The sequence below is a fragment of the Aeromonas sp. R7-5 genome (assembly GCF_040908015.1).
Lineage (GTDB): Bacteria > Pseudomonadota > Gammaproteobacteria > Enterobacterales > Aeromonadaceae > Aeromonas > Aeromonas caviae.
This window is the reverse complement of the sequence record NZ_JBFOCZ010000033.1, coordinates 646,828-672,225: the sequence shown is the minus strand read 5'-3', so window position 1 is coordinate 672,225 and position 25,398 is coordinate 646,828. Positions and strand designations below refer to the sequence as shown.

The window sequence follows — 25,398 nt, the reverse complement described above, 5'->3', positions numbered from 1 at the left end:
CCCTTCCAGATACCGGCCACCAGCAGCACCTCCGTGACGCTGGCTCATGCTTGCCTTGTCGGTTTTAATTGAAAGCCGATATCCGTCTGACTTGCTACGCTGGTCTGGTTCGTTACCACTGCCCACCCACCGACAAGGATCTGTCATGCCCCCACTCCCTGCCCTGCGCCATGCCTCTCTGGGTGCCTTTCTGGCACTGCTGCTCTGCTCACCCGTCCGGGCAGACCTCGATATCGGGGCCCTCAGCGCCTTCTCCAGCGACAGCCCCGACAGCCCCATTCCCAAGGGGCTGGTGCTGGGCGGGGCCGTCATCGGCGGTCAGGCCCGTTACCAGCACCAGGACGACACCCTGATGCCCATCCCGGGGGCCCTCTATTTTGGTGACAACCTGATGTATCTGGGGGATCGGGCCCGCTACTACCTCAGCCGGGATGGCAACCTCTCGACCTATGCCTTCGGCCGGATGCGCTTTGGCAACCTGGACCCGGACGACGATCCCTTCCTCCATGGCATGGAGAAGCGCAAGGGGCAGTTCGAGGCCGGCGTTGGGGCCGATCTCATCACTCCCTACGCCCTCTGGAGCGTGCGGGCCACCACAGATGTGACCGGCACCAGCAACGGTCAGGAGCTGATGCTGTGGGCCAACTTCCCCATCATCCGCGGCCCCCTGTTGCTGATGCCGGGAGCCGGCGTCATGCTGCGCAGCCACAACCTCGCCAACTACTACTTCGGCGGTGTCTCGCAAGACGAAGCGAGGGCGGACAGGCCGGCGTGGAACACGGGCACCACCCTCTCCCCCATGGTCTCCCTCATCGGCAGCTATCGCTTCAGCGCCAACTGGATTGGCGGCTTTGACATCAACTACGAGCGCTACGACGACGACATCGCGGACAGCCCCATCGTCCAGCATCAGGGAGAACTCTATGCAGGCTTCGGGGTGGGCTACATCTGGTAGCCCCATCCGGGCTCGACAACAAAAAAGGAGCCCATGGCTCCTTTTTTACGGCTATCCGGCGCAGCGTCACCCTGCCACTTCGGCGAGAAATGCCGCCAGCGCCCGGTTGATGAACGCGGGGTTCTCCAGGGTCGAGATGTGACCGGCCCCCGGGATCTCCTTGAACGGGCACCCTAGCACCTCGGCCATCAGATACCCCTCCAGCACAGGGCGAGCCTTGTCCTCGCACCCCGTCATCACCAGTGCGGGCAGACTCATCTCTTCGAGCCAGTCGATGCGGTCCTCCCGGGTCACGAAGCTTCGCCCCACCGCCACCAGGCTCGCCACCTTGTCGGCGGGCCATTGGGCCAGCCGGGCCTTGAAACCGGCCATCAGGGCCGCGTCCGGTTGATGGGCGAAGAAGAGCGGCGCCACCTGATCGGCGATGGGCGCAGGCACGGCGCCGACCTGCTCGATCATCGCCAGCATGCCGAGATAGCGCTCGCAGGTGATCTGGGGTTCAAGGCCGACGAAGCTGTCCATCAGCACCAGGCCCTTGAGGCGAACAGGCGCCATGCGCGCCAGCTCCACGCCCCACATTCCACCGATGGAGAGCCCCACCAGCACGCACTCATCGATGCCAAGGGCATCGAGCAGCGCCAGGTGATCCCGGGCCAGGGTCGCCAGGGTGCAGGGCCCCTCGGGCAGCACATCGGAATCCCCGTGACCCCAAAGCTCGGGCACGATGCAGCGATAATGCTCCTTGAGGGCCTCGATTTGCGGTGCCCACATGGCACTGTCCCACAGGTAGCTGTGGCCAAAGAGCAGTGCCGGACCCTGCCCCTCGTCCAGATAGGCCATGCGGCGGCCCGCTATCTCCATAAACTGCTTCATGTTTTCTCCTGTTGCCAGCGGCTGATGAGGCGGCAGTGTAACACGCCACCCTTGGCAGGGGTGCTCGCCTGGTGCAAGCTGGAGAGACTCACAACGAGGAGTCACCAAGGAGAGGATGATGGCCAAGGAAAAGAGCAAGAAACGCCCCCGTCTGGACAAGAAGACCTACGAACATCACCTCGCCCACCTGCAGGAGGAGCTGGTCAAGTTACAGGAGTGGGTCAAGCAGGAGGGGCTCAAAGTGGTGGTGCTGTTCGAGGGGCGCGACGCCGCGGGCAAGGGGGGCGTCATCAAGGCGATCACCGAGCCCCTCAACCCCCGGGTCTGCCGGGTCACCGCCCTGCCCGCCCCCTCGGATCGGGAACGCACCCAGTGGTACTTCCAGCGCTACGTGGCGCACCTGCCCTCGGCGGGCGAGATGGTGCTTTTTGACCGCTCCTGGTACAACCGGGCCGGGGTCGAACGGGTGATGAGCTTTTGCAGCGACGACGAGTATCGCGAATTCCTGCGCGCCTGCCCCGAATTCGAGCGGATGTTGATCCGCTCCGGCATCACCCTCATCAAATACTGGTTCTCGGTCAGCGACGAAGAGCAGGAGAAACGGTTCAAGGAGCGCATCAACACTCCCATCAAGCGCTGGAAATTCAGCCCCATGGATCTGCAATCCCGCTCCCGCTGGGTCGAGTATTCCCGCGCCAAGGATGACATGTTCACCTACACGGATACCGAGGATTGCCCCTGGTTCGTGGTGGACGCCGATGACAAGCGCCGCGCCCGCCTCAACTGCATCTCCCACCTCCTTGGCAAGGTGCCCTACGAGGCGATCCACTACGAGCCCATCACCCTGCCCCCCATCAAGACCGAAGGGTATGAGCGCCCGCCGCTCACCAGCCAGCACTTCGTGCCGGACGTCACCGCCGCCCTCGAGTCAGACAAGCACGGGCAGTGACGGGCCCCGGCCAGCCGCACCCGCTGGCCGGAACCCGGGCTTCGGATGACGGGCAATAAAAAGCCGGTCTTGCGACCGGCAAAAGGCATTGAACGTATAGAAAGGAAAACCTGGCACTCTCGCCCTCAGGCGCGGATATATTTGGCCGTGCGCGGGAACGCCTGCTCTTTGGCATCGAACAGGTAGCAGGCTTCGGCCGGGATGCCGACGCTGTACTCCTGGCCGGTGACCACGTCGATGTCGGAGCTCGCCTTGACGGTGAAGTCGTGACCATCCACGTCCATGTAGACGAAGGATTCTGCCCCCAGGTGTTCGGCTACCTGCACCACGCCGCTCACGCGGCTGTCGGCATGGGCATGACCCAGCGGCACCAGGTGCTCGGGGCGAATGCCCAACTCCACCTTGTCGCCCACCGCGCCGCGACGGGCATCCACCCGGGCACGGACGGTATCACCGGATGTGAGCTTGACCACGCACTCCTGCTCCCCGATCTCCACCAGCTCGCCCGCCAGGAAGTTCATCTTGGGGGAGCCGATGAAGCCCGCCACGAACTTGTTGTCCGGGTTGTGGTAGAGCTCGAGGGGGGTGCCGAACTGCTCCAGGTTGGTGGCCGCCTCGCCCTTGAGCGGGCTCAGCACCACGATGCGGTTGGCCAGCGTCATGGCCTCCACCTGGTCGTGGGTCACGTAGATGATGGTGGAGTTGAGCTCCTTGTGCAGCTTGGCGATCTCGATGCGCATCTTGACCCGCAGGGCGGCGTCGAGATTCGACAGCGGTTCGTCAAACAGGAACACCTGCGGCTGCTGCACGATGGAGCGACCGATGGCGACCCGCTGACGCTGACCGCCAGAAAGGGCCTTGGGCTTTCTGTCCAGCAGCGGCTCGAGACCCAGGATCTCGGCGGCGCGCATCACCCGCTTGTGGATGTTCTCCTTGTCCATCTTCTTGAGCTTGAGGCCAAAAGCCATGTTCTCGTAGATGTTCATGTGCGGGTAGAGGGCGTAGGACTGGAACACCATGCCGACGTTGCGCTCCACCGGCGGCACGTCGTTCATGTAGCGCCCGCCGATGGTCAGCTCGCCGCTGGTGATGTCTTCCAGACCCGCGATCATCCGAAGCAGGGTGGACTTGCCGCAGCCGGAAGGGCCGACGAAGACGATGAACTCCCCTTCCTTGATGTCGAGGTTGATGCTGCGCAGGGTGTCCTTGTGGACAGCCGGGTCGTAATTTTTGCGAACGTTGTTGAGTACTACTTCAGCCATGTCGAGCTCCGCTCTTGAATCTTTGCAAATCGTGATGACGGGGGGAGCCAGCTCCCCCGGCCATGAACCGTTAACCTTTCACGCCGCCTGCGGTCAGACCGCCCACCAGCCAGCGCTGGGCGAGCAGGAAGACGACCGTGATGGGGAAGCCTGACAGCACGGCGGCTGCGGCGAAGTCACCCCACAGGTAGTTCTGCGGATAGAGGTACTGCTGGGCCCCGACCGCCAGGGTCAGATTGTTCACATCCTGCAACAGGATGGAGGCCATGGGCACCTCGGTGATGGAGCCGATGAAGGCCAGGATGAACACCACCGCCAGAATGGGCACCGACAGGGGCAGCAGGATCAGGCGGAACGCCTGCCACGGAGTAGCGCCATCGATGGCCGCCGCCTCCTCCAGGGAGGAGTCGATGGTCTCGAAGTAGCCCTTGATGGTCCAGACGTGCAGGGCGATGCCCCCCATGTAGGCTAGGATCAGGCCGCCGTGGGTGTTGAGACCCAGCCAGGGGATGTAGTCACCGATCTTGTTGAAGAGCGCGTAGATGGCCACCAGTGCCAGCACCGCCGGGAACATCTGGAAGATCAGCATGCCCTGCAGGATGGTGGACTTGCCACGGAACCGCAGACGGGCGAAGGCGTAGGCACAGGTGGTGGAGAGCACCACTATCATCAGGGCGGTGATGCCCGCCACCTTGATGGAGTTCCACAGCCAGGTCAGCACCGGGAACGGCGGCGGCGTGATGCTGCCGTCGGCGTTGGTGATGGACATGCCGAGCGCCAGCTTCCAGTGATCCAGGGTCGGATTGGTGGGGATGATCTCCCCCACCGAGAAGTTGCCGTTACGGAACGAGATGGCGATGACCATGATCAGCGGGAAGATGATCAGTGCCAGGAAGCCCCACATCACCAGGTGGGTTGCCCACACCCGGTATTTGACTGATTTGGGTTGTACGATTGCCATGTTGAAGCCTCCTTACAGTTGCTTGTCGGCTTTGGACAATTTCAGGTTGAGCAAGGCCAGCGCACCCACGATGAGGAAGATGGCGGTGGCGATGGCACTGGCCAGACCGTAGTCCTGACCACCCGAGCCCTGGAACGCGATCCGGTAGGTGTAGCTCACCAGCAAGTCGGTGGTCCCGGCCGGCGTGGTGGCCCCGATGATGTCCGGCGCCCCGTTCGTCAACAACTGGATAAGTACGAAGTTGTTGAAGTTGAAGGCAAAGGATGCAATCAACAGCGGTGTCAGCGGCTTCATCAAGAGCGGTACGGTGATCTTGAAGAAGTTCTGTACCGGCCCCGCCCCGTCCATGGCGGACGCCTCGTAGAGATCTTCCGGAATGGCCTTGAGCAGGCCCATGCAGAGGATCATCATGTAGGGGTAACCGAGCCAGGTGTTGACGATGAGGATCATCACCTTGGCCAGGAAGGGATTGGTGTACCAGTCCGGCTTGATGCCGAAGGCCGCTTCCAGGAACAGGTTGATTTCACCGAAGTTCTGGTTGAACAAGCCCTTGAACACCAGGATGGAGATGAACGCCGGTATCGCATAGGGCAGGATCAGCATGACCCGGTAGAAACCACGCCCCCTGAGCTGCTCCCACTGCACCAGACACGCCAGCACCATGCCGATCGCCAGGGTGAACGCCACCGAACAGGCGGAGAAGATCACGGTCCAGACGAAGATCTGCATGAAGGGACTCTGGATACCCGGGTCCGTCATGATGCGCATGAAGTTTTTCCAACCCACGCTCACCACGAAACCGGGGGCAATGCCCTTGCCGACGAAGTGACCTTCCGCATCGATGTACTGGTAGAAGCCGGTGTCACCGTTGGGCAGCATCAGCTCGCCGCTCTGGTTGTCACGCAGCAGGTTGGCATCTTTTATCATGACGCCGGACTTGAGCACGGCGCCGTCGACCAGCTGGGTATAGAGCTGTTTCTGGGCGGCGAACTTGCGCAGGCTGCTCAGGGTTAGATGGATATTGCCTTCCGGCAGTACCACATCCAGGGCACTCAGGTGGGTGCGGTGATCGACGATGGCACGAATGGGTGCCGCCTCGCCGACCGTGGCCCCGTCCAGAGGCTGCAACTGAACAACCTGAGGCTCGTCACGGACCCGTCCTTCACGGACGGCCAGGGTACGCGCCTTGTTGTTCAGCAAGGTAAGGGGTTGACTGATAAAGGATTGGTCGTCCTGTTTCAGCAGCAGCTGAAACTGATTGTTCTCACCACCCAGGAGGGTGAAATCGAATTCACCGCCGGTCACCTTGTAGGTTTTTTTCAGATGGTAATCCCGTGCCTGCTCAAGGGAGAGCAAGTTGGATCCCGAATAGTTGGTGAAGGCGATGCCGATCGTGTAGGCAAGAGGGAAGATGATAAAAACAACCATGCCTGCCACACCGGGGAAAATATAACGGTGGGCATAGGTCTTCTTGTTCATGAAGACATAGAGACCGACGGATACGACCACCAGATCGAGCAGGGCAAATACCCACTCGCCGCTGGCATACATCATCACGGCCGCATAACCATTAAGCACTGCGATCAGTGCCGCCATGGTCCATTTCAGCCAGACGTACTTGTCTTTCTTCGGACCGGCATAGGATTCGATAGAAGGTACTACTTCCATGCCAATTAACCTTTATTGCGCCAAGAGAGATTGAGAGAGTGGGAGGCCCGAAGGCCTCCCGGGTAGTGCATGCTTACTGGACGATACGCTTGGCAGCGGTATCCAGGGCTTCGTCAACACCCTGACGGCCAGAGGTGACGTTCTTGAGGGCGGTTTCGAAGGAGGACCAGAAACGGCTCATCTCGGGCACGGACGGCATCGGTTCGCCGTTCTGGGCGTTCAGCATGGTGGCCTTGATGTTGGGGTCGGCTTCCAGGGTCTTCTGGAAGGACTTCAGGGCCACGGCACCCAGCGGCTTGTCGGCGTTCATCGGCGCCAGACCGGCATCGGTCAGCAGGTAGTTCTCGAGGAACTCGATGGCCAGATCCTTGTTCGGGCTGGCGGCGTTGATGGTGGCACCCAGTACGCCAACGAAGGCCTTGGCCGGCTTGCCTTTCAGGGTCGGCAGCTGGGCTACGCCATACTTGATGCCGCTCTTGTCCAGGTTGCTCCAGGCCCAGGGGCCGTTGATCATCATGGCCACTTCGCCCTTGTTGAACTTGGCGTCCATCACACCGTAGTCGATGCCCTTCTCCAGGTGACCGGATTTGATCATCTCGGAGATGTAGCCGACGCCGGCCTTAGCACCTGCGTTGTTCACGCCGGTGTCTTTGACGTCATAGCCGGTGGCGGTCTTCTTGAAGGCATAACCACCGTTGGCAGCCACCAGGGGGTAGCTGAAGTAGGGGGTGTCATAGGCCCACATGATGGCGCGCTTGCCATTTTTCTTCAGGTCTTCGTCGATCTTGGCGATCTCTTCGAAGGTCTTCGGCGGGTTGGGCAACAGATCCTTGTTGTAAATCAGGCTGACGGCTTCTACCGCGACCGGGTAGCCATAGGTCTTGCCATCGACGGTCATGGCATCCCAGGCGAATTGCTCGAACTTGGCCTTGGTGGCGGCATTCGGGGTCACGGGAACCAGCAGACCGGACTTGACCCACTCACCGTAACGGTCGTGAGCCCAGAAGAAGATGTCCGGGCCGTTGCCGGTGGCGGCGGCTTGCTGGAATTTGACTTCAACCTGATCCGGGTGGGCGACGGTGACCTTGATGCCGGTTTCGGCTTCAAACTTCTTGCCGACTTCGGCCAGGCCGTTGTAGCCCTTGTCACCGTTGATCCAGATGGTCAGCTGACCTTCATCAATGGCAGCAGTGGCAGAGCAGGCCACGCCCAGGGTAGCCAGACCGATCAGGGATGACAGCAATTTCTTTTTCATGAGCCTTTCCTTGTATTAGTTCCGCGCTGTAAGAGCATTGTGTGCAGATGAATATTATCCCAAGCAGTCAATGCCTCACATGACACGCCTCGCATTTTTGAAATGCAATTACGTATTTTCTTCCAGAAAGTTATGAAAACATTTTCTTATTTCAGCGACTTAGGAAGGGATATCCCCATATTTTTGCCAAGATATGGAAATTAAATTACAGAAAGGAAATTAATTTACGTCACTGAAAGGGATTTCACCCCACTGAAAACCCTTTCATTCCCGATATTTTGTTCAATGTGTTAACAAAAGTACTGAGGTGGTTTCCATCTACATCACCCCCTTAAATAAAAAGGCACCGGAGCGGACTCCGGTGCCTTTTTGCAAGAAATGACGGCTGGATCACATTACGACTGGCGCAGCAATTGATCCTTGAGATTGGGCGGGACTCCCCTGATGGTCAGGGTGTCGGTCTGGGGATCGTAAAAGACCCGGCTGTTGAGCAACTTCTGCTCGAAGCTCAGGGTCAGGCCGCCACCGGAGCCCACAAACTTGGTCAAGCCCCGCAGGGTGGAACGGTCCGCCGGGAAGCGCTCCTCCAGCTCGTACTCCTGACCGATGAAGCTGTAAAAATCGAGGTCCCCATCACCGGGCAACTCCGCCGACAGCTCCTTGATCTCGATCTCCTCGCCGGCGCTGGCCTGCTCGGTGCAATATTTGAAGACCTGCTTCTTGTAGTCATTGCGTTCGGCCGGTTCGAGCTGGCGGCTGTCGCAGTAATCGTCCACCGCCTGCAGCAACCCCTTGTTCTGGATCTTGGCATCCATGCCCTCCCGGGCCCCCAGCAGATCCATGAAGAAATCCCCCAGCTTGCGACCGACCCGGCCCTTACTGAAGGTGATATAACGACGCGAATCCCCCTGGGTTTTCCACTCGGTGAGATCGATGCGGGCCACCAGATTGAGTTTGCCGATATCCAGGTACTGGATGTGGCGCAGCTCCAGCGCCTCGCTCACGGTGACGCTCTCCTTGCCTTCCAGCAGGGCGATCATCAGGTAATCCACCCCCACATAGTTGTACTTGGCAATCAGCAACACCCCTTGCTCGTCCAGGGCATGCTCCACCAGCTGCTTGACCAGCATCTGGGTCAGGTTAACGGAAAAGGGGACGAACTCGGTCTGCTCCGCCAGCAGCTGCTCCAGGGCGATGCGAAAGGCGGGGGAAGGCTGCTTGGGGGCGTCTTCCCCCTCCGCCAGCTCGGCGACGGCGGCCTCGGGATCGGCGAAGAAGCCAAAGCCCTTTCCCCCCTTGCCGTTGTAGATGCGATGCAGCTCCGCCATCAGCCCTTGTACCGCCTCGTCGGCAGGCAGGGTCTGGCTGCGGGTATCGGCGTGGGGCTGGCCATCGTTGCCCGCCCGCAGGGAGTGAAGAATGATCTTGTCGATATCGAGACTCATGTCACAAAGCCATAGTGTTAGCCGAAAGGGTGAAGTATTATAAGGCGCTTTGAACCGAGGTGAACCCAAGATTATGCCCATCGTATCAAAGTACAATAACGAGCAGTTTGACGCCCTGATGAACGACCTGATCACCGCCCTGGAGAAACACAAGGCACCGGTGGATCTCAGTCTGATGGTCCTTGGCAACCTGACCACCAACATCATCAACGGCATGGCCCCGGCCCAGCGCCAGGCGATCACCGAGAAGTTCATCCAGGCACTCACCGCCTCGGTGGGCCATCGCCACGATGCGCACTGAGTTTCTTCGCATTCTTTGATGTTTTTCAAGCAGATGGATCATTATGGTCGAAACCGGCAACCCCTATCGCGATAATGTCTCTCGCCTGATCACCTGGGGGCATTGGTTCTCCTTCTTCAACATCATCCTGGCCATGCTGATCTCGACCCGTTACCTGGGCGCCATCAGCTGGCCATCGACCACGCTCGGCGTGACCTATCTCGTCATCAGCTGGATAGGTCATTTCTCGTTCCTGAGCTTCGTCACCTATCTGCTGACCATCTTCCCCTTGAGCTTCATCCTGCCCAAGGAGAAGCCGCTGCGCTTCATTTCATCCATCATCGCCACCCTGGCGCTGGTGCTGCTGCTTATCGACACCCAGGTGTTCCAGCTGTTCAAGTTCCACTTGAATGGCCAGGTGTGGCAACTGCTGCTGGATCAGGCGCAGACCGAAGAGGGCTCTATCTGGAGCATCATCTTCGTGGCGGTGCCCGCCATCTTCCTGCTGCAACTGCTGCTGTCGGCCTATGTGTGGCGCAAGATCAACAAGCGCAAACGCCGCCAGTACGGCAATCAGGTGGGGCTGGCCCTGCTGGTCTGCTTCATCCTGACCCATCTGGTCAACAGCTGGGCGGATGCGACCCTGTATCAACCCATCACCATGCAACGCGCCAACTTCCCCCTCTCCTACCCCATGACCGCCAGAAGCTTCCTGGCCAAGCATGGCTGGCTCGACCTCGAGCAGTATGAGAAGAAGGCCGAAGATCAGGGAAGCGCTGAGCACCGCCTGCTCTATCCCTTGCGCCCCCTCAGCGTGAGCGCACCCAGCGATCACAAGAACCTGCTGGTGGTGGTGGTCGACTCCCTGCGAGCCGACATGCTCAACAACATCAACATGCCCAATCTGCAACGCTACGCGGACAACCACTTCAATTTCCGCCAGCACATGAGTGGTGGCAATGATGAAGCCATGGGGATGTTCAGCCTCTTCTACGGGCTGCCCGGCCACTATTACGGGGACATCCGGGCCGACAAGCGCCCCCCTGTGCTGTTCGACGAGATGCTGCGTCAGGACTACCAGTTCGGCCTGTTCGGTGCACTGGAAGATGCCAAGCAGTATCGCCAAAGTCTGCTTGCGGGTCTGCGCAAGCAGGTCTTCGTCTCCCGCCAGACCGATGACCGCAGGCTCATCGACGACTGGCAGCAGTGGCTTGGCACGCGCACCGCGGACAGACCCTGGTTCTCTCTGGTCTATCTCTCTAGCCCGGGGGATTATCAGGTGCCCGCCAGCATCAAGGGCCCCTTCCAGCCCGAGTTGACCCGCTTCAACCCGGCCACTGCCTATCGGCCCGAGAACCTGCAGAAGCTGGAGAACCGCTACAAGAACGCGGTCTTCTATACCGATCAACTGCTGGAGCAGATGCTGACCCAACTGCAATTGCAGGGGCTTGATGATCAGACCATCGTCGTGGTCACCTCCAACCACGGCCAGGAGTTCAACGAGACCCAGAGCAACAGCTGGGGCTATGGCAGCAATTACTCGACCTATCAGGTACAGGTCCCCCTGGTGCTGGCCTGGCCTGGCGCCGAACCTGCGCCCCAGGCGCAGGCGAGCAGCCACCTGGATCTGGTACCGACCCTGATGAAGAACATGCTGGGTGTACGCAACCCCTATCGTGACTACAGCACGGGGCGCAACCTGTTCGAAGCCAGTACACGCACCTGGCTGCTGGCGGGGGATCAGAATGACTTCGCCATCTATCAGGGCAACACCATCACCCAGTTCAACAAGCAGGGGGACTTCGAGCTGCTGGACCGCGACACCTATCGCCCCATCAAGCACGGCACCCCGGACATGGGCACCCTGATCCAGGTGATGAACGAGCTCAATCGCTTCTATCGCGCCCCCTGATCAGCGCCAGCACACCTCCTTGAGCCCGCCCCTATGGCGGGCTTTTTCTTGCCCGCACCACGCCCGTCCTCCTGTTTCCCATGGCGTCATTCGCAAACGTATGCCACTACCTTACTGATTTATCTCTCAAAAAACTCAATTCGATCAATATTATAAAAACAAAATGATAATGATTGTCATTTATTGATCTGCTTGACTCCCTCTGCAATAATCCGCGCCCTCAGGCTTAAATAATAATTATTATCAAATATGAAAATTCGACTTCTTCACTACTGGCCCATGCTGCTGTCCGGTACGGCGCTGGCTGCCAGCGATCCCGCCGGGGTCGACACAACGGACATGCCCCCCGAACTCAAGGGGCGGGAAACCATCGTGGTCAAGGGACAGCGCATCGAGCAGAAGCTCTCCGACGTGTCGGGTTCCATCACCGTCATCACAGAGGAGGATCTGGATCGCCAGGTTGCCACCGAGCTCACCGATGTGTTCAAGAACGAACCCGGCGTCTCGGTGACCGGCTCCGCCGGCCGCCCCCAGAACATCATCATCCGCGGCATGGGCGGCAACCGGGTGCTCATCATCAAGGACGGGGTGCGGGTCAGCGACGGCTTTGGCGCCGACGACCTCAACGACAAGGTGGGCCGCTTCAGCTTCGATCTCGACGATGTCAAACAGATAGAGGTAGCCAAGGGAGCCGGTTCCTCCCTCCATGGCTCCGATGCCATCGGCGGCACCATCGTCATCAGCACCAAGCAGCCGGAAGATTACCTTCAGGGCCAGGATGCCTATCTCGGCAGCAAGGTGTTGCACGATGGCAGCAGTGACAAGCAGAAGCTGAGCGCCACCGGCGCCGCCCGGATACGGGATACCGAACACCTGCTGCGCCTCTCCGGCTGGCAGGGACATGAGACCGCCAACTACGACGAGAGCCGCATCCCGGCGGATCTGGATGGCCTCAGCGCCTCCACCAGCTCTCGCATCCAGCTGAACGAACATCATCTGCTGCGCCTCGAACTCGACTACTTCGAGGACAACGCCGAGCGGGATCAGGGGCCGCGCGAAGTGCCCCAGCCCGATGGCAAGTGGCAGGTGCGCCAGTACCACGAGCAGGGCAGCCAACGCACGCAGGGGGGAAAGCTGGCCTGGGAGGCGAGCAACCTCGACACAATACTGGCCGACAGCCTCACCTGGAGTGCCTACAGCAATCACTCGAAAAACACCGCCAACAAGCGCAGCCTGCTGCAAAACGATCTGCTGAGCGGTTATCCGCGCTATCGCAGCGAACGGGAGCTCGCCACCTTCACCGAAGACAGGATCGGTACCGAGCTGGATGTGCGCCGGGATCTCGCCACCGGGCATATCTCCCATCAGCTCAGTTACGGCATCGAGCTGGAGCGCACCACCCACGAGCGGCCGGTGGAGAAGCTGAGTCTGGAAGCCGGCATTCCCCAACCCGGCCAGTCCGCCCCCTTCAGCCGCGCCCGTACCGACAGGGCCGGAGTCTGGCTCGGCGACGTGGCCAGCCTGGGCCAGTGGCAGTTCACCCCCACCCTGCGCATGGATCACCAGTGGCTCACGCCGCTGGACGGCAGCCACGACAGCAACCACAGCTGGCACCTCTCCCCGAGCCTGGCCACCAGCTACCGCTTCAACGACCAGTGGCGCAGCTGGCTCAGCTACGCCAACGGGTTCCGGGCGCCTTCCTACGACAAGGTGTACGGCAACATCCCCCACTACTTCGCTCTGCCACCCTTCGAGATCATCGCCAACACCGGGCTCAAGGAAGAAACCAGCCACAGCATCGAGTGGGGGCTGAGTGGCGAGGGGGACAACTGGAGCATCAAGCCAGCGCTCTTCTACAACCGCTACTACAACTTCATCGACTGGCGCGAGGTGGGGCTGCGCCTGAGCGATGGCGTCATCCTGCGCCAATATCGCAACGTCGCCAAGGCCGAAACCTGGGGGGCCGAACTCGCCGCCAGCTACTGGCTGACCCAGGAGTGGGAGCTCGCCACCAAGCTCGGCTGGGTCGATGGCGAGGACAACAAAGGTGAAGCGCTGCGCACCCTGACGCCCCTCGAGGGCAACACCCGTCTGAGCTATCAGGCCAATGAGTGGAGTCTGGGCATTCAGGCGGACTATGCCGCTGCCATGAGCCGGGTGCCCACCTGCGGCAACAGCCTGACCGGCCGCCAGGGGGACTGCCTCGAAAGTGCCGGCTGGCTCAGTTTCGCCCTGACGGCCGACTGGCTGGTCACCGACGCCCTCAAGGTCAACCTCAAGCTCGACAACCTGTTCGACACGCGCTACACCCGCTATCAGGATGTGGCCGGGCTGGAAACCGGGACCGATGCTTCCCTCTTCACCCAGAGCGGCCGCACCCTGAGTGCCAGCCTGCGCTACACCTTCGTGGGGATCTGATGCACAGCTTACTGATCCTGGCCAGCCTGCTGGCCACGCCGGCCCCCGCCTCTCCCCTGCCTGAGGCAACCCTGGAGGCCGCGCCCCTCATCCCCGAGCGCCCGCAACTGATGAAGGGGGAGATAGCCCGTCTCGATCCCTATGGTGGCTGGCGTGATGACAGCCGCCAGGATCCCGCCCTCCTGACGCTGCTGCGCGAGCAGAACCGCTGGACCGAGCAGCAGCTCGCCGGCCAGGCGCCACTGGTGCAGCGCCTGCAGACGGAGTGGCAGGGCCGGGAGCGGGGCGAACCCGTGCCGGACGACTGGCTTAGCCAGGCTGGCAGCCAGTGGCGCATGGAGGCGGACGGCAGCCTGTGGCAACGCAGCGACGCCAATGACGCTCCCCGAAAGCGGCTGGCTCCCCGCCAACCTGCCGAGGGGTATTACGAGCTCGCCGCCTGGGCCCTGCACCCGGACGGGCAACTGCTTGCCCTGGCCGAAGACCGCAGGGGAGATCGGGACTACCGCATCACCCTGCTGGATCTGGCGAGCGGCGAGACACTGGCCTCTTTGCCTCACCGCGCCGGCGATCTGCTCTGGAGTCTGGATGGCAAGACCCTCTACACCCTCGCCAACGAGCGCCAGACCCTGCGCCCCTGGCAACTGCTGGCCTGGCAGGATGGCAAGGAGACCCTGGTGTATGAGGAGCGCGATCCCGCCTGGCTGCTCGGCCTCTATCGCACCACGGATCGCCGCCACCTGGTGCTGCAAAGCAACAACCACGACAGCTCGGAGCAATACCTGCTGGACGCGGGTCGGGCCGACCTGCTCAAGGGGCGCGAGCGCGGCCTCGAATACTACCTGGATACCCAGGGGGACAGGGTGCTGCTCAAGAGCAACCGGGACGGCGCCCTCGGCCTCTATCAGGTGGCCGACTTGAGCCTGGTGGCGAAGGGAGAGTGGCAACGGCTCTGGTCCGGCGAGGGCCGGGAACTCGAGAAGTGGCGCCTCTTTGCCCGGCACACCGTGCTGCAATACCGCAAGGAAGGGGATGACTGGCTCGATGTGCTGGACGCCAAAGGTGCGTTGATCCACAGCCTGCCGCTCACCGATGGCGCAGGCACGGCCTGGATCCAGGGCAGCCAGGAACCGGCCAGCGACAAGGTGCTCATTCGCCGCCAGGGGATGGCCGAGCCACCTCACCAGCGCTGGCTGGATCTCGCCTCCGGCGCATGGGAGGGGACACCCGAGAGCAGGGACACCTCCCCCTATCAGAGCGAGCGACGCTGGATCGCGGGCAAGGACGGGGTCAAGGTGCCTGTCTCCCTGGTCTGGCGCAAGGGCATTACCCACCCCAGGGCACTGCTGCTCTACGGCTATGGGGCTTACGGCACCCCCATGCGCCCCTACTACCAGCCCCGGGTGCTGAGCCTGCTGGATCGCGGCTTCGTCTACGCCATCGCCCATGTGCGCGGGGGCGGTCTGCTCGGCGAATCCTGGTACCGGGAGGGTCGTGGCAGTGACAAACAGCACAGCGTGGATGATTTTCTCGCCGTTGCCGATGCCCTGGCCCAGGATCCCGCCATCGATCCCGCCCGGCTGTTTGCCATGGGCGGCAGCGCCGGCGGCCTGCTGGTAGCTGCGGCACTCAACCAGGCGCCCACCCGTTTCGCCGGGGCCGTGCTGCAAGTTCCCTTCGTCGACCTGCTGGGCACCATGCAGGATCCCGAGCTGCCCCTCACCCGGCAGGAGTACGCTGAGTGGGGCAATCCGGCCATCCCGGGTGACTATGCCGCGATGCGCCGCCTGAGCCCCTACGACAACCTGCACAATGCCCCTTATCCCCCCGTCTATGTGACGGGCGGCCTGCACGACAGTCAGGTGCCCTACTGGGAACCCCTCAAGTGGATAGCCCGCCTGCGATCCCATAGCACGGGAACAGGCCCCTATCTGCTGCGCACCGAACTCGACGGCGGCCACCTGGGTGCCCCCCGAACGGCGGCGCTGCGTGCGGCGCAGGAGTTTGCCTTCCTGCTCACCCAGGCGGGCGTCAACCACTGACCCCTTGCCCTCTTTTTCTGGAGTGAACCATGAAACCCTCTTCCCTGGCCCTCTGGCTGGCGGCAACCCTGATCTCATCGCCGCTGCTGGCGGCCGATCTGCAGTTTGTCGATGAACAACCCCTGACCACGGCGCCGAAGCGCTGGCTCGAGCAGCGCCTCGGTGTGCTCCTCGCCCCCGATTACGACAGGGCCAGCCTGCTCGGCCACCATTACAGCTTTCGCCAGCTGGTGAACGGCCTGCCGGTGGCCGCCACCCAGGCCGCCGTCAGTGTCGACGGGGACGGCCGCCCCTGGCGCCTCTATCACAACCTGCGCCCCTTGCAGAGCACAGCGCCCGGCTGCGATGCCAGCGACACCCTGGATCCCCTGCTCGCCACCCTGCGCACCGACGGCAACCAGATAGAGACGCTGGGACCGGTCGAAGCCTGGTACTGGCGAGACGGCGATACCCTGGTGCCAGCCCTGCGCCAGCGGGTGCGTGAACACAAGGCAGGCAATGCCAAGGCCAGCCAGGTGCAGCTGTTTGCCCGTTGCGACGGGGAGCAGGAGCTTGGCCGTCTCGGGGATCAGGCAACTACCCGCCCTCTGCATGTCGCCGACGCAGGCGATCAGCAGGTTCAGGCACGGGTGTTCGACCCCGATCCCCGCACCCGCCTGCAGGACGCCAGCCTGGTCTGGCACGACGCGCTGGTGCTGGCACAGGCCGCTTACCAGGATCCGGTTCCCCTGCCGGTGAGCCTGCAAGCCGGGCAGTATCGCCTGAGCGGCCCCCATGCCAGGGTGGTGGATGTCATGGCCCCCGAATCGGCCCCCTACAGCAGCAGTGACGTGCAGGGTTTTCGCCTGACCCGTGACGATCGCGGCTTTGCGGACATCAACGCCTACTACCATCTGGATCTCGCCCAGCGCCACCTCAAAGCGCTCGGCTTCACCGATCTCATCCCCGGGGCGCTCGACATCGACACGGACGCGGGCTATCAGGACAACTCCCTCTACGATCCGTTCGAACGCAGGCTGGAGCTGGGTCGCAGCGGCGTGCCCGATGCCGAGGATCCCATGGTCATCTGGCACGAGTTCGGCCACGGGGTGCAGCACCACATCCTGCCGGACCTCGGGGAAGAGGGAGACTGGGGGGCCATCGGCGAGGGCTTTGGCGACTACCTGGCCGCCAGTCATCGTCAGCGCAGCGAAGCCGGTCGCCAGTTCGAACCCGCCATGGTGTTCAACTGGGATGCCCGCTTCACCGACCGCACCCCACGCCAGCTCGACGATCTGCGCGCTCGCTACCATCCGGACTACCGCTACCCCGCCCACCGCACCATCAACGGCAGCAACGGGGATCAGCTCTGGGGCACCCCGCTGTTCCAGGCCCTGCTGACGGCGGTGGCCGAGCACGGCGAGGCGGCCAGGGACGAGTTTGATCGCGTCATCATCGAATCCCACTTCGGCCTGGGGCCGGCCATTCGCATGCCGCAACTGGCCCGGATCACCGTGGATACCGCCGCCCGTCTCTACCCGACGCGAGCCTATGCCCGTCTGCTGGAGCAGGCATTTCGCCAGCACGGGCTGCTGCAAGCTCCCGTCAATATCGCCCTCGCCGAGGGGAGCGCCATCCCGCTGGGGCAGCGCCAGTCGGTGCAGCTGACCCTCAACAACCCGGGCAAGGGGGAGGTGACCCTCAACGAGCTGGCCCTCACCCTGCCAACCGGGTTGCAGGCCGATCCTGACAACTGGCAACCAGCGACCCTGGCCGCCGGTGCCAGCATGACCACCACCCTGCGCCTGCTGGCCCAGAGCCCGCTCGCCTGCGGCGACGAGGCGAGCCTCTCGGTGAATCTCGCCATGAGCGGTACCAGCCCCACCGAGCGCCAGTGGCAGCAATCCCTGACCCTGCCCATCGGCACCCCCGTCATCAGCCGGGCCAGTGGTCGGTCACAGCGACTGAACGATGCCCAGAGCGAGGAGGTGCGCGGCCTGAGCGAAACCAGCCTGCTGCTGGAGAAGAGCGATGCCCGTGTGAGCGACAGGCTGCAACTGAGCCTGGATCTGCAGCACGAGGCGCTGGATGAGCTGGAGATCTGGCTCAGCTCCCCCGCCGGCACCCGGGTCCAGATCTGGGACAAGGGTTACAGCCCCCTGCCGAGCCTGAAAGGGGTCTTCCCGACCGAGTTGCAGTCCCTGCAACCCTTCAGCGCCTTCGAAGGAGAACCCCTGGCCGGTCGCTGGACCCTGGAGGTGGTGGACAGCAAACCGGGCAATCAGGGTTTCCTGAACGGGTGGAGCATCAGTCAGCGTACCGGCGCCCAGTGCGGCAACACCGTGCCCGTGCCGGATGACGGCATCATCCGCTTCGATACCTCGGACAGCAGTGGCGGGGGGGCCTTCCCCCTGCTCTGGCTGCTGCCGCTGGCCCTGTGGCGCCGTCTGCGTCGCCTCTGACTCTCCCTATATAAAGAAGAGAGGGGCCAAGGCCCCTCCAAGGACACACCATGACCATGAGAATGACCCCGATCGTCTGCCTGCTGGCCCCCCTGCTCAGCGCCTGTGGCGGCGGTTCGGACGAGGCTCCCCTGACCGCGCCGGACTACCGCCTGACGGTCAGCCTGCCCGCTGCGGGCACCCTGTGCATCAACCTGAACCAGAACGACGGCTGCGAAGCCAATGAGCCCGCAGTCAGCGGCGAGGCCGGTGCCCACACTCTGACCCGGCGCCACCCTGATCTGCTCACCACTCCCCTGCTGTTCATTCCGGCGGATCCCGCCGCCCTGCCCCTGGCCCACCCGGCGGCGCGCCAGGACAACCAGCACCTCACCCCCAGCCCCCTCAGCACCCTGCTGCAGACGCGTATCTCGGACGGGCTGCCACCGGCTCAGGCCCTGACGGACGTGCTGTTCGCCCTGGCGCCCCTTCACCCCGGCCCAGACCTGACGGCACTGGCGCAGCTGAGCGACTTCAACCGCGCCCTCGCCGAGCTGGCCCTCACCGCCTTCGATGACGAGGCCACCCTGCCCACCTTTGCCGCCAGCGAACGCCGCCTGCAGATCTGGCAGGGGCTGGTCACCCTGCTGCCCGAGCTCGCCCGGCACTTTGCCGCAAGCCCCGAGCTCCTGAGCCAGCAGGCCAGACTCGCCGCCGTGCTGATGCAGCAACAACCCCGGGAGTTGGTGACCGCCAGCGGCGTCACCACCTACACGGACGGGGTGGATTACCTGCTGACCCAGGAGCCTGCGGATCACCCGGGCCAGGAGGCGAGCCTGGGCCTGGCGCCCCTGCGCTATCGCAAGCTGGACGGCAAGGGGCAACCCCTGGCGGACAATGCCGACGAGTGGGAGTGCGTGGAGGATCTCAATACCGGCCTCGTCTGGGAGAAGAAGCTGGCGGATCCGGACAGTCCGAGGGATCTGCACCGCACCTTCGCCTGGGAGTTCGACGAATATCACCCGACCCAGGAGGAGCGGGATTACGCCTGTCCCGAGGGGGAGGCCATCTGCACTACGGAGCAGTACCGTCAGTGGCTCAATGCACAGCAACTGTGCGGCATCACCCACTGGCGCCTGCCCCACGCCCGTGAGCTGATGAGTTTGCAGCACTACGGCTCCCTCGCCCGCCAGGATGGCCAGCTCGTCACCCTGGATGTGCGCTACTTCCCCGATGTCGGAACCGGACTCAATGGCTTCGATGGCTATTACTGGAGCCAGACCCTGACCCCGTCCCGTCGGCTGGAGAGCGCGCCTCTGAGTGCCATCGCCCACATCTTCCTCGGCGAGGACGCCGGTGCCGACTATCCCACCCCAGTTCAAAACAGCAATGACGCCAACGGTCTGCAACTGCGCCTGGTGGCCGAGGTAACCCGATGAACAAGTATCTTCTGACCCTGCTGCTCACCCTGTGCAGCCCCCTGGCACTGGCCATCGCCATCTGCGACGACGCCCTGCCCCGTACCAGCCCCACCGCCCGTTTCCAGGATCACGGCAACGGCACCGTCACCGACAGGGGCACCAGTCTGACCTGGATGCGCTGCCAGCTCGGCCAGACCTGGCGCAACCAGAGCTGCGAGGGGGAACCCACCCGCCTCTACTGGCAACAGGCACTGCAGACGGCGGAACGGATCCGCACCGAACCGAGCCATGCCCTGTATGGCTTTGGTGGTCATCACGACTGGCGCCTGCCCACCATCAAGGAGCTCGCCAGCATTCTGGAGTCCGCCTGTTACAAACCGGCATTGAACGAAACCATCTTCCCCCGCGCCATGGCCGGGGATGGCAAGGAGGTGAACGACGGCTATGTCTATCTCTGGTCTTCTACCCCGGTGCCGGCCCTTCAGGGCGTCGCTTACCTGGACATCACCAGCGGCTCCGTCGCCCAGCGCGCCCCCCGCTCTTGGGCGAAACAGGTTCTGCTGGTGAGGTGACAGCCTGGCCATGGGGGCCACCCGGCCCCTGTTTGACACGAGGCAAGAAGCGGAAGGGTGACCCTGGCCGTCAAAAAAGCATCAAATTGCGTCATGTGATGCCTGTTCAGGGCGGTTTTGCACGCCGCAGCGCTGGCATGAAACCGGCAGAGCGGTTAGTCTAGCGGCGTTGAACCAATCCCAAGAGGTACAGATGAAAACCGTGTTGCGTTTTAGCCTGCTGGGCGCCTTGTTATTGGGTGGCCATGCCTTCGCCGCCGAACCGAAAAAATTTGATATCAGCATGTTCCCCGCCGCCGAAGTGAACCAGGAACGTGTCGTGATCCGTCTGCCAGAAGTCGAGAACGAAGCCGACATGATGGTCGAGCTGCAAGTCGGCAAGAAGATGCTGGTCGACTGCAACCTGCCCCGCTTCGCGGGCAATCTGGAACAGCACAGCGTCAAGGGCTGGGGTTACAACTACCTGACCCTGGGCCAGGTCACCGGCCCCGTCAGCACCCTGATGGCCTGCCCGGACGGCCAGAAAAAAGAGAGTTTTGTCCAGATCTACGGTCAGGGCTTCTTCGTGAACTACAACTCCAAGCTGCCCTTCGTCATCTATGTGCCCCAGGAGTACGAGGTGCGCTATCGTCTGTGGCGTGCCGACAACCTGGCACAGCCAGCCATGATTGAGTGAGTGCCGCGCACTCGGGTTCAGCTCAGTCATGATGACAAAAAGGCGCCATACGGCGCCTTATTTTTAGCTTCCGAGTCCGTTTTTGAGCGGTTTTTCCTGTACAAAATCTGACATAACTCCACTATTTTTCAGGCTTTTTTGTGCAGCGCACCGCAAAATGCCCCCTCGGGATGCGACAAACCCTGTTCGATAAAAAATATTTATTAACATAGTAAGAAAATTGATTTTGCACTCTGCGACGGCCTGATGATACTTGCCCGCAAAGGTCAAACTAACCAGAACAAGAGCACTATGAGCTTCGAATCAGACAAGCGTTTCAACGACTTCAAACATTTTCCCCGTGGCCTGCGTCGCAGTGGCGAATTCACCGTGGCCGAAGCGGACAGTCTGGAAAAATATGGCACCGTGATGCTGGCGCTCTATCAGGGCAACCTGGCCCCGCGCGATGACGTAGAAAGTGCCTTTATCGAACAGGTCAAATCCGGCGCAGCCGGCAACAACCCCCACGCCAAGGTGTGGTTCAAATACCTGAAGGTGATTGGTCCCAAGCGCGTGCACCGTCTGTGCACCGTCGCAGGCGGCGCCAATGAAGATGCGGGTGGCAGCTTTGAAGGCGGCGGTGGCGGCAGCGACGAGTCCCTCGATTAATGGATACCGAGCTGCTTCGGACCTTCATCGAGGTCAGCAAGACCCGGCACTTTGGCCGGGCGGCTGAAAATCTCTACCTGACCCAGTCGGCGGTGAGCTTCCGGATCCGCCAGCTCGAGCAGCAACTCGGGGTCAGCCTGTTTGCCCGTCATCGCAACAACATCCGCCTGACTGCCTCCGGTGAGCGTCTGCTGCCCTACGCAGACGCCATTCTGCATACTTTGGGGCGCGCCAAGCAGGACGTGGCCCTCTCCCCCGGTTTCAGCCAGCAGCTTGCCATCGGCGCCCCCGCCGTCTTCTGGGAGCTCGACTTCAACGACTGGCTCAACCATGTCTATGCCCTGGCCCCCGGCCTCGCGGTGCGCCTCGAAACGGCCTCCCGCGAGCACCTCTGTCGCCAGTTGCTGGAGCGCTCCCTCGATCTCGCCCTGCTCTCCGAGCCGACCAAGATCGACGAGATTGCCCTGCACCCCATCGGCGAGCTGGTGTTCGAACTGGTGAGCCGGGAGCCGGCCGCAAACGCCGACAGCCTGATGCAGATGCCCCACATTCATCTCGACTGGGGCACCAGCTTCGAACCGCCATCGAGCCGATTGCAGAGCCTGCAGAAGACCCCAGTTCTGCATTCGAGCTCCGCCAGCATGGCCCTGCAATTCGTGCTGGCCAACGGCGGCGCCGCCTACCTGCCAAGGCGCATGGTGAGCCCCTTCCTGGAGCAGGGGCAGCTTCATCTGGTGGAAGGGGGCCAATCCCTGAGCCGCCCGCTCTACCTCGCCTATCTGGAGAAATCCGACCGCCGGGAGCTGATCGATCAGCTGCTGACCCTGCCGCTGGGCTGGCATGACGCCGACTTGCGTCAACCGCCTGCCAAATGAAGCAGGGCGATTTCACGCCCAGACCTGTGTTTTCATCTACCGTAGTTATCGGTGCAACACAAACAACATGAAAAAGGGGCCATCAGGCCCCTTTTGTATGGATGTCTTTGTGCATCAGCCGTGATGGCGACGGTCGTTGGCCTGGGCCAGGAGGGTACGGCTCTCGCGCAGGAACTCCTCCGCCCGCTCGCCGAAGAAGCCGGAGACCTGGCTGAAGGCCTCGATGAAGCCCTCCCTGTCGCCCCGCTCCAGCAGGCCCAGCGCCTCGCCGAAGTTCTGGTAGTAGCGGCGGATCATCGCGAGGTTCTGGGGCGACGACAATATGATGTCGGCGTAGAGATGGGGATCCTGGGCGAACAGCCGTCCCACCATGGCCAGCTCCAGCCGGTAGATGGGAGAGCTTAAGGCAAGCAGGCGGTCGAGGTTGGCCTGCTCCCGGGAGAGATGCCAGCCGTAGGCAAAGGTGGCAAAGTGGCGCAGCGCCTGAATGAAGGTCATCGCCTCGTCGTGGGCCCTGGCCTCCACCTGCTGCAAACGCGCCCCCCAGATGGTCATCTGCTCCAGCAGCCACTGGCTGGCGGCGGGTTCGCGCCCCTGACAGCAGACGATCACCTGCTTGGCGAGGCTCGCCACATCCGGCCCGAACATGGGGTGCAGCCCCAGCACCGGCCCCTGGTGTATCGCCAGCATATGGGCAAGCGGCTCACTCTTGACGCTGGTCACGTCCACCAGCAGGCAGTCCGCCGGCAGGTTGCCGAGCCGGTCTATCACCTGGCAGGTGACGTCGATGGGCACCGCCACCATTACCAGCCCGGCGCCATGCAGGATCTCGTCGGCGCGCGGCCAATCGGCCTGACCCAGGGTTTCGACCCGGTAGCCCGAGAGGCTGAACAGGTTGCCGAACAGGCGGCCAAGCTGTCCCTGGCCACCGATGATCACCACCTTGCCGAGCTCAGGCTTCATGCACTTGAAGTGGTGCTCCTTGTCGCTGGCGGACTCCAGAATATAGGACTCGCGCATCACCCGGCGCAGCACATCCTCGATAAGGTCCCCCGGCACCCCCAGTGCCTCAGCCTCGGCGCGGCGGCGGGCCAGCATGCTCGCCTCCCGATCCGGTGCATAGATGGGCAGGCCGTGCCGGCTTTTCACTTCCCCCACTTCCCCCACCAGGGCGAGACGGGCAGCCAGCAGATCAATCAGCTGCTTGTCCACCGCATCTATCTTGTCCCTGAGGGCATTCAACTCTTCCGCCATGTCCAGTCCCTGCTGGCGCCGCCCGCAGCGACGCCCTGTCATTCACGAGGCAACAAGGTATCACTGCGTGGGCAGTGATACCTCGATGGTTCAATCAGTTACAACAAGATACCACGGCTTATGCCGATGTTCTGGCCAAAAGTGGTGCCGCCAGCTGGCTGTGGCAGCGGGCCAGCAGCGCATCCGTGGTCTCCCAGTCGATGCAGGCATCGGTGATGGAGACGCCGTAGCGCATCTCGCACTTGGGCTGCTCGCTGGACTGGTTGCCTTCGAACAGGTTGGATTCGAGCATCACCCCGATGATGGAGCGGTTGCCCTCCTGGATCTGGTGAATGACGTTGTCGGCCACCTTGGGCTGCAGCCGGTGATCCTTGCTGGAGTTGCCGTGGCTGCAATCCACCACCAGACCGGGCAGCAGGCCCGCCTTCTCCAGCGCCTCTTCCGCCAGCGACACATTGACCGAGTCGTAGTTCGGGTGCTTGCCGCCGCGCAGGATCACATGACCGTCCGGGTTGCCCTGGGTCTGCAGCAGCGCGACCTGACCCTGCTGGTTGATCCCCATGAAGGCGTGGGGGCTGGAAGCGGCCTGCAGTGCATTGATAGCGGTACCGAGGTTGCCGTCGGTGCCGTTCTTGAAGCCGACCGGCATGGAGAGGCCGGAGGCCATCTCCCTGTGGGTCTGGGATTCGGTGGTGCGGGCACCGATGGCCGACCAGGAGAAGAGCTCCGCCAGGTATTGCGGGCTGATGGGGTCGAGCGCCTCGGTCGCCAGGGGCAACTCCAGCTCGGCCAGCCAGCAGAGCAGCTCGCGGGCGCGGTGCAGCCCCAGCTCCACGTCAAAGGTGCCGTCCAGGTTCGGATCGTTGATAAAGCCCTTCCAGCCGACCGTGGTGCGCGGCTTCTCAAAGTAGACCCGCATGACAATGTAGAGAGAATCCTGATAGGCGTCATGCAGCGCTTTGAGTCTGGTTGCGTACTCTTTGGCGGCGTCCATGTCGTGGATGGAGCAGGGACCACAGATCACCAGCAGGCGGTGATCGCGACGGTGGATGATGTCGGCGATGGTATTGCGGGCCCCTTGCACGAATGCCAGCGCGCGATCGGAGATGGGCAGTTTCTCCTTGAGCTGGGCAGGCGTGATCATCACTTGTTCGGACTGGATATGGATGTTGTTCAGGGGATCTCTTTGCATTTTCTCATTCTCTCTACTGTTTCAAGCCAAGGGCGCCGACCGTTCATTTATATTTACACAAGTCAGCACTTTGTTACGCAACCGCCCCCACCTTACCAAGGAAAAACAAACAATCAAGTGAAACTAGCGTCTTCACACGCTGACAGATGGATAAATGACCAAGAAAGCAGAGTGAAACAACTCAAAAGTAGCGACTTGCAAGGCCAGAACAGCCTCAAATCGTAAACATTTTATTACGTCCATCCATTTCAATATCATCTCTCTGCCCCCTCTCATGACCCCTTATCCGGCCCCTCATCCCGGCGATGACGCCGGGCACA

20 protein-coding genes are annotated in these 25,398 nt (G+C 62.2%); 12 read left to right on the top strand and 8 right to left on the bottom strand.

From position 1 onward, the window contains the following. Window positions 1-145: 145 nt before the first annotated feature. Complete coding sequence (locus tag AB5Y53_RS18565) at window positions 146-955, top strand: MipA/OmpV family protein (RefSeq protein WP_368182826.1); 810 nt, start codon at window positions 146-148, stop codon at window positions 953-955. Window positions 956-1,021: 66 nt separating this feature from the next. Here the strand turns inward: AB5Y53_RS18565 and AB5Y53_RS18560 are convergent, their stop codons facing one another. Continuing rightward, the gene (locus AB5Y53_RS18560; protein ID WP_368182824.1) at window positions 1,022-1,828 is read right to left on the bottom strand and encodes an alpha/beta fold hydrolase; all 807 of its coding nucleotides are present in this window, start codon (window positions 1,826-1,828) and stop codon (window positions 1,022-1,024) included. Between the two features lie 118 nt (window positions 1,829-1,946). On the opposite strand from AB5Y53_RS18560, the gene ppk2 reads away from it, so the two are divergent. Further along, window positions 1,947-2,777: a polyphosphate kinase 2 gene (ppk2, locus tag AB5Y53_RS18555; RefSeq protein WP_368182823.1), complete on the top strand. Its 831-nt coding sequence runs from the start codon at window positions 1,947-1,949 to the stop codon at window positions 2,775-2,777. Between the two features lie 125 nt (window positions 2,778-2,902). Here the strand turns inward: ppk2 and AB5Y53_RS18550 are convergent, their stop codons facing one another. The 5 genes from AB5Y53_RS18550 to yejK form a co-directional block, all read right to left on the bottom strand. Continuing rightward, on the bottom strand, window positions 2,903-4,039 hold the full coding sequence (locus AB5Y53_RS18550) for an ABC transporter ATP-binding protein (protein WP_368182822.1): 1,137 nt from the start codon (window positions 4,037-4,039) through the stop codon (window positions 2,903-2,905). A 70-nt stretch (window positions 4,040-4,109) separates the two neighbouring features. Further along, window positions 4,110-5,000 (bottom strand): maltose ABC transporter permease MalG, encoded by an 891-nt coding sequence (malG, locus tag AB5Y53_RS18545; RefSeq protein WP_010674251.1) that lies wholly within the window; start codon window positions 4,998-5,000, stop codon window positions 4,110-4,112. A 12-nt stretch (window positions 5,001-5,012) separates the two neighbouring features. Then, window positions 5,013-6,668, bottom strand: a complete 1,656-nt coding sequence (gene malF / locus AB5Y53_RS18540) for a maltose ABC transporter permease MalF (RefSeq protein WP_279989674.1) — start codon at window positions 6,666-6,668, stop codon at window positions 5,013-5,015. Between the two features lie 73 nt (window positions 6,669-6,741). After that, a complete protein-coding gene (malE, locus tag AB5Y53_RS18535; protein ID WP_010674249.1) occupies window positions 6,742-7,923 on the bottom strand; it encodes a maltose/maltodextrin ABC transporter substrate-binding protein MalE in 1,182 nt (393 codons plus the stop codon). 395 nt (window positions 7,924-8,318) lie between these two features. Next, window positions 8,319-9,368, bottom strand: coding sequence for a nucleoid-associated protein YejK (yejK, locus tag AB5Y53_RS18530; RefSeq protein ID WP_039038628.1), 1,050 nt, complete (start codon window positions 9,366-9,368; stop codon window positions 8,319-8,321). A 73-nt stretch (window positions 9,369-9,441) separates the two neighbouring features. On the opposite strand from yejK, the gene AB5Y53_RS18525 reads away from it, so the two are divergent. From AB5Y53_RS18525 to hdfR, 10 genes are all read left to right on the top strand, one after another. Continuing rightward, the gene (locus AB5Y53_RS18525) at window positions 9,442-9,669 is read left to right on the top strand and encodes a YejL family protein (RefSeq protein ID WP_039038627.1); all 228 of its coding nucleotides are present in this window, start codon (window positions 9,442-9,444) and stop codon (window positions 9,667-9,669) included. A 43-nt stretch (window positions 9,670-9,712) separates the two neighbouring features. Next, complete coding sequence (locus AB5Y53_RS18520) at window positions 9,713-11,560, top strand: DUF3413 domain-containing protein (protein WP_069652730.1); 1,848 nt, start codon at window positions 9,713-9,715, stop codon at window positions 11,558-11,560. 249 nt (window positions 11,561-11,809) lie between these two features. Next, a complete protein-coding gene (locus AB5Y53_RS18515; RefSeq protein ID WP_368182819.1) occupies window positions 11,810-13,978 on the top strand; it encodes a TonB-dependent hemoglobin/transferrin/lactoferrin family receptor in 2,169 nt (722 codons plus the stop codon). Then, entirely contained in the window at window positions 13,978-16,020 is a 2,043-nt protein-coding gene (locus AB5Y53_RS18510) for a prolyl oligopeptidase family serine peptidase (protein ID WP_368182817.1), read from the top strand. Before AB5Y53_RS18515 ends, AB5Y53_RS18510 begins: the two co-directional genes overlap by 1 nt. Window positions 16,021-16,049: 29 nt before the next feature. Further along, a complete protein-coding gene (locus tag AB5Y53_RS18505) occupies window positions 16,050-18,461 on the top strand; it encodes a proprotein convertase P-domain-containing protein (protein ID WP_368182816.1) in 2,412 nt (803 codons plus the stop codon). A 50-nt stretch (window positions 18,462-18,511) separates the two neighbouring features. After that, entirely contained in the window at window positions 18,512-19,879 is a 1,368-nt protein-coding gene (locus tag AB5Y53_RS18500; protein WP_368182815.1) for a DUF1566 domain-containing protein, read from the top strand. Then, on the top strand, window positions 19,876-20,433 hold the full coding sequence (locus tag AB5Y53_RS18495; protein WP_041212780.1) for a DUF1566 domain-containing protein: 558 nt from the start codon (window positions 19,876-19,878) through the stop codon (window positions 20,431-20,433). The genes AB5Y53_RS18500 and AB5Y53_RS18495 overlap by 4 nt, the downstream gene beginning before the upstream one ends. Window positions 20,434-20,626: 193 nt before the next feature. After that, complete coding sequence (gene eco, locus AB5Y53_RS18490) at window positions 20,627-21,109, top strand: serine protease inhibitor ecotin (RefSeq protein WP_010674240.1); 483 nt, start codon at window positions 20,627-20,629, stop codon at window positions 21,107-21,109. Window positions 21,110-21,400: 291 nt separating this feature from the next. Beyond that, window positions 21,401-21,757 carry a DUF413 domain-containing protein gene (locus tag AB5Y53_RS18485; protein ID WP_010674239.1) on the top strand — a complete coding sequence of 119 codons (357 nt, stop codon included), beginning with the start codon at window positions 21,401-21,403 and terminating at the stop codon, window positions 21,755-21,757. After that, on the top strand, window positions 21,757-22,632 hold the full coding sequence (gene hdfR, locus AB5Y53_RS18480) for an HTH-type transcriptional regulator HdfR (RefSeq protein ID WP_323906005.1): 876 nt from the start codon (window positions 21,757-21,759) through the stop codon (window positions 22,630-22,632). The genes AB5Y53_RS18485 and hdfR overlap by 1 nt, the downstream gene beginning before the upstream one ends. Before the next feature lie 114 nt (window positions 22,633-22,746). Here the strand turns inward: hdfR and tyrA are convergent, their stop codons facing one another. Both tyrA and AB5Y53_RS18470 read right to left on the bottom strand, forming a co-directional pair. Further along, window positions 22,747-23,886 (bottom strand): bifunctional chorismate mutase/prephenate dehydrogenase, encoded by a 1,140-nt coding sequence (gene tyrA, locus AB5Y53_RS18475; protein ID WP_368182812.1) that lies wholly within the window; start codon window positions 23,884-23,886, stop codon window positions 22,747-22,749. Window positions 23,887-24,004: 118 nt separating this feature from the next. Next, window positions 24,005-25,078 (bottom strand): 3-deoxy-7-phosphoheptulonate synthase, encoded by a 1,074-nt coding sequence (locus AB5Y53_RS18470; RefSeq protein ID WP_010674236.1) that lies wholly within the window; start codon window positions 25,076-25,078, stop codon window positions 24,005-24,007. Between the last annotated feature and the right edge of the window lie 320 nt (window positions 25,079-25,398).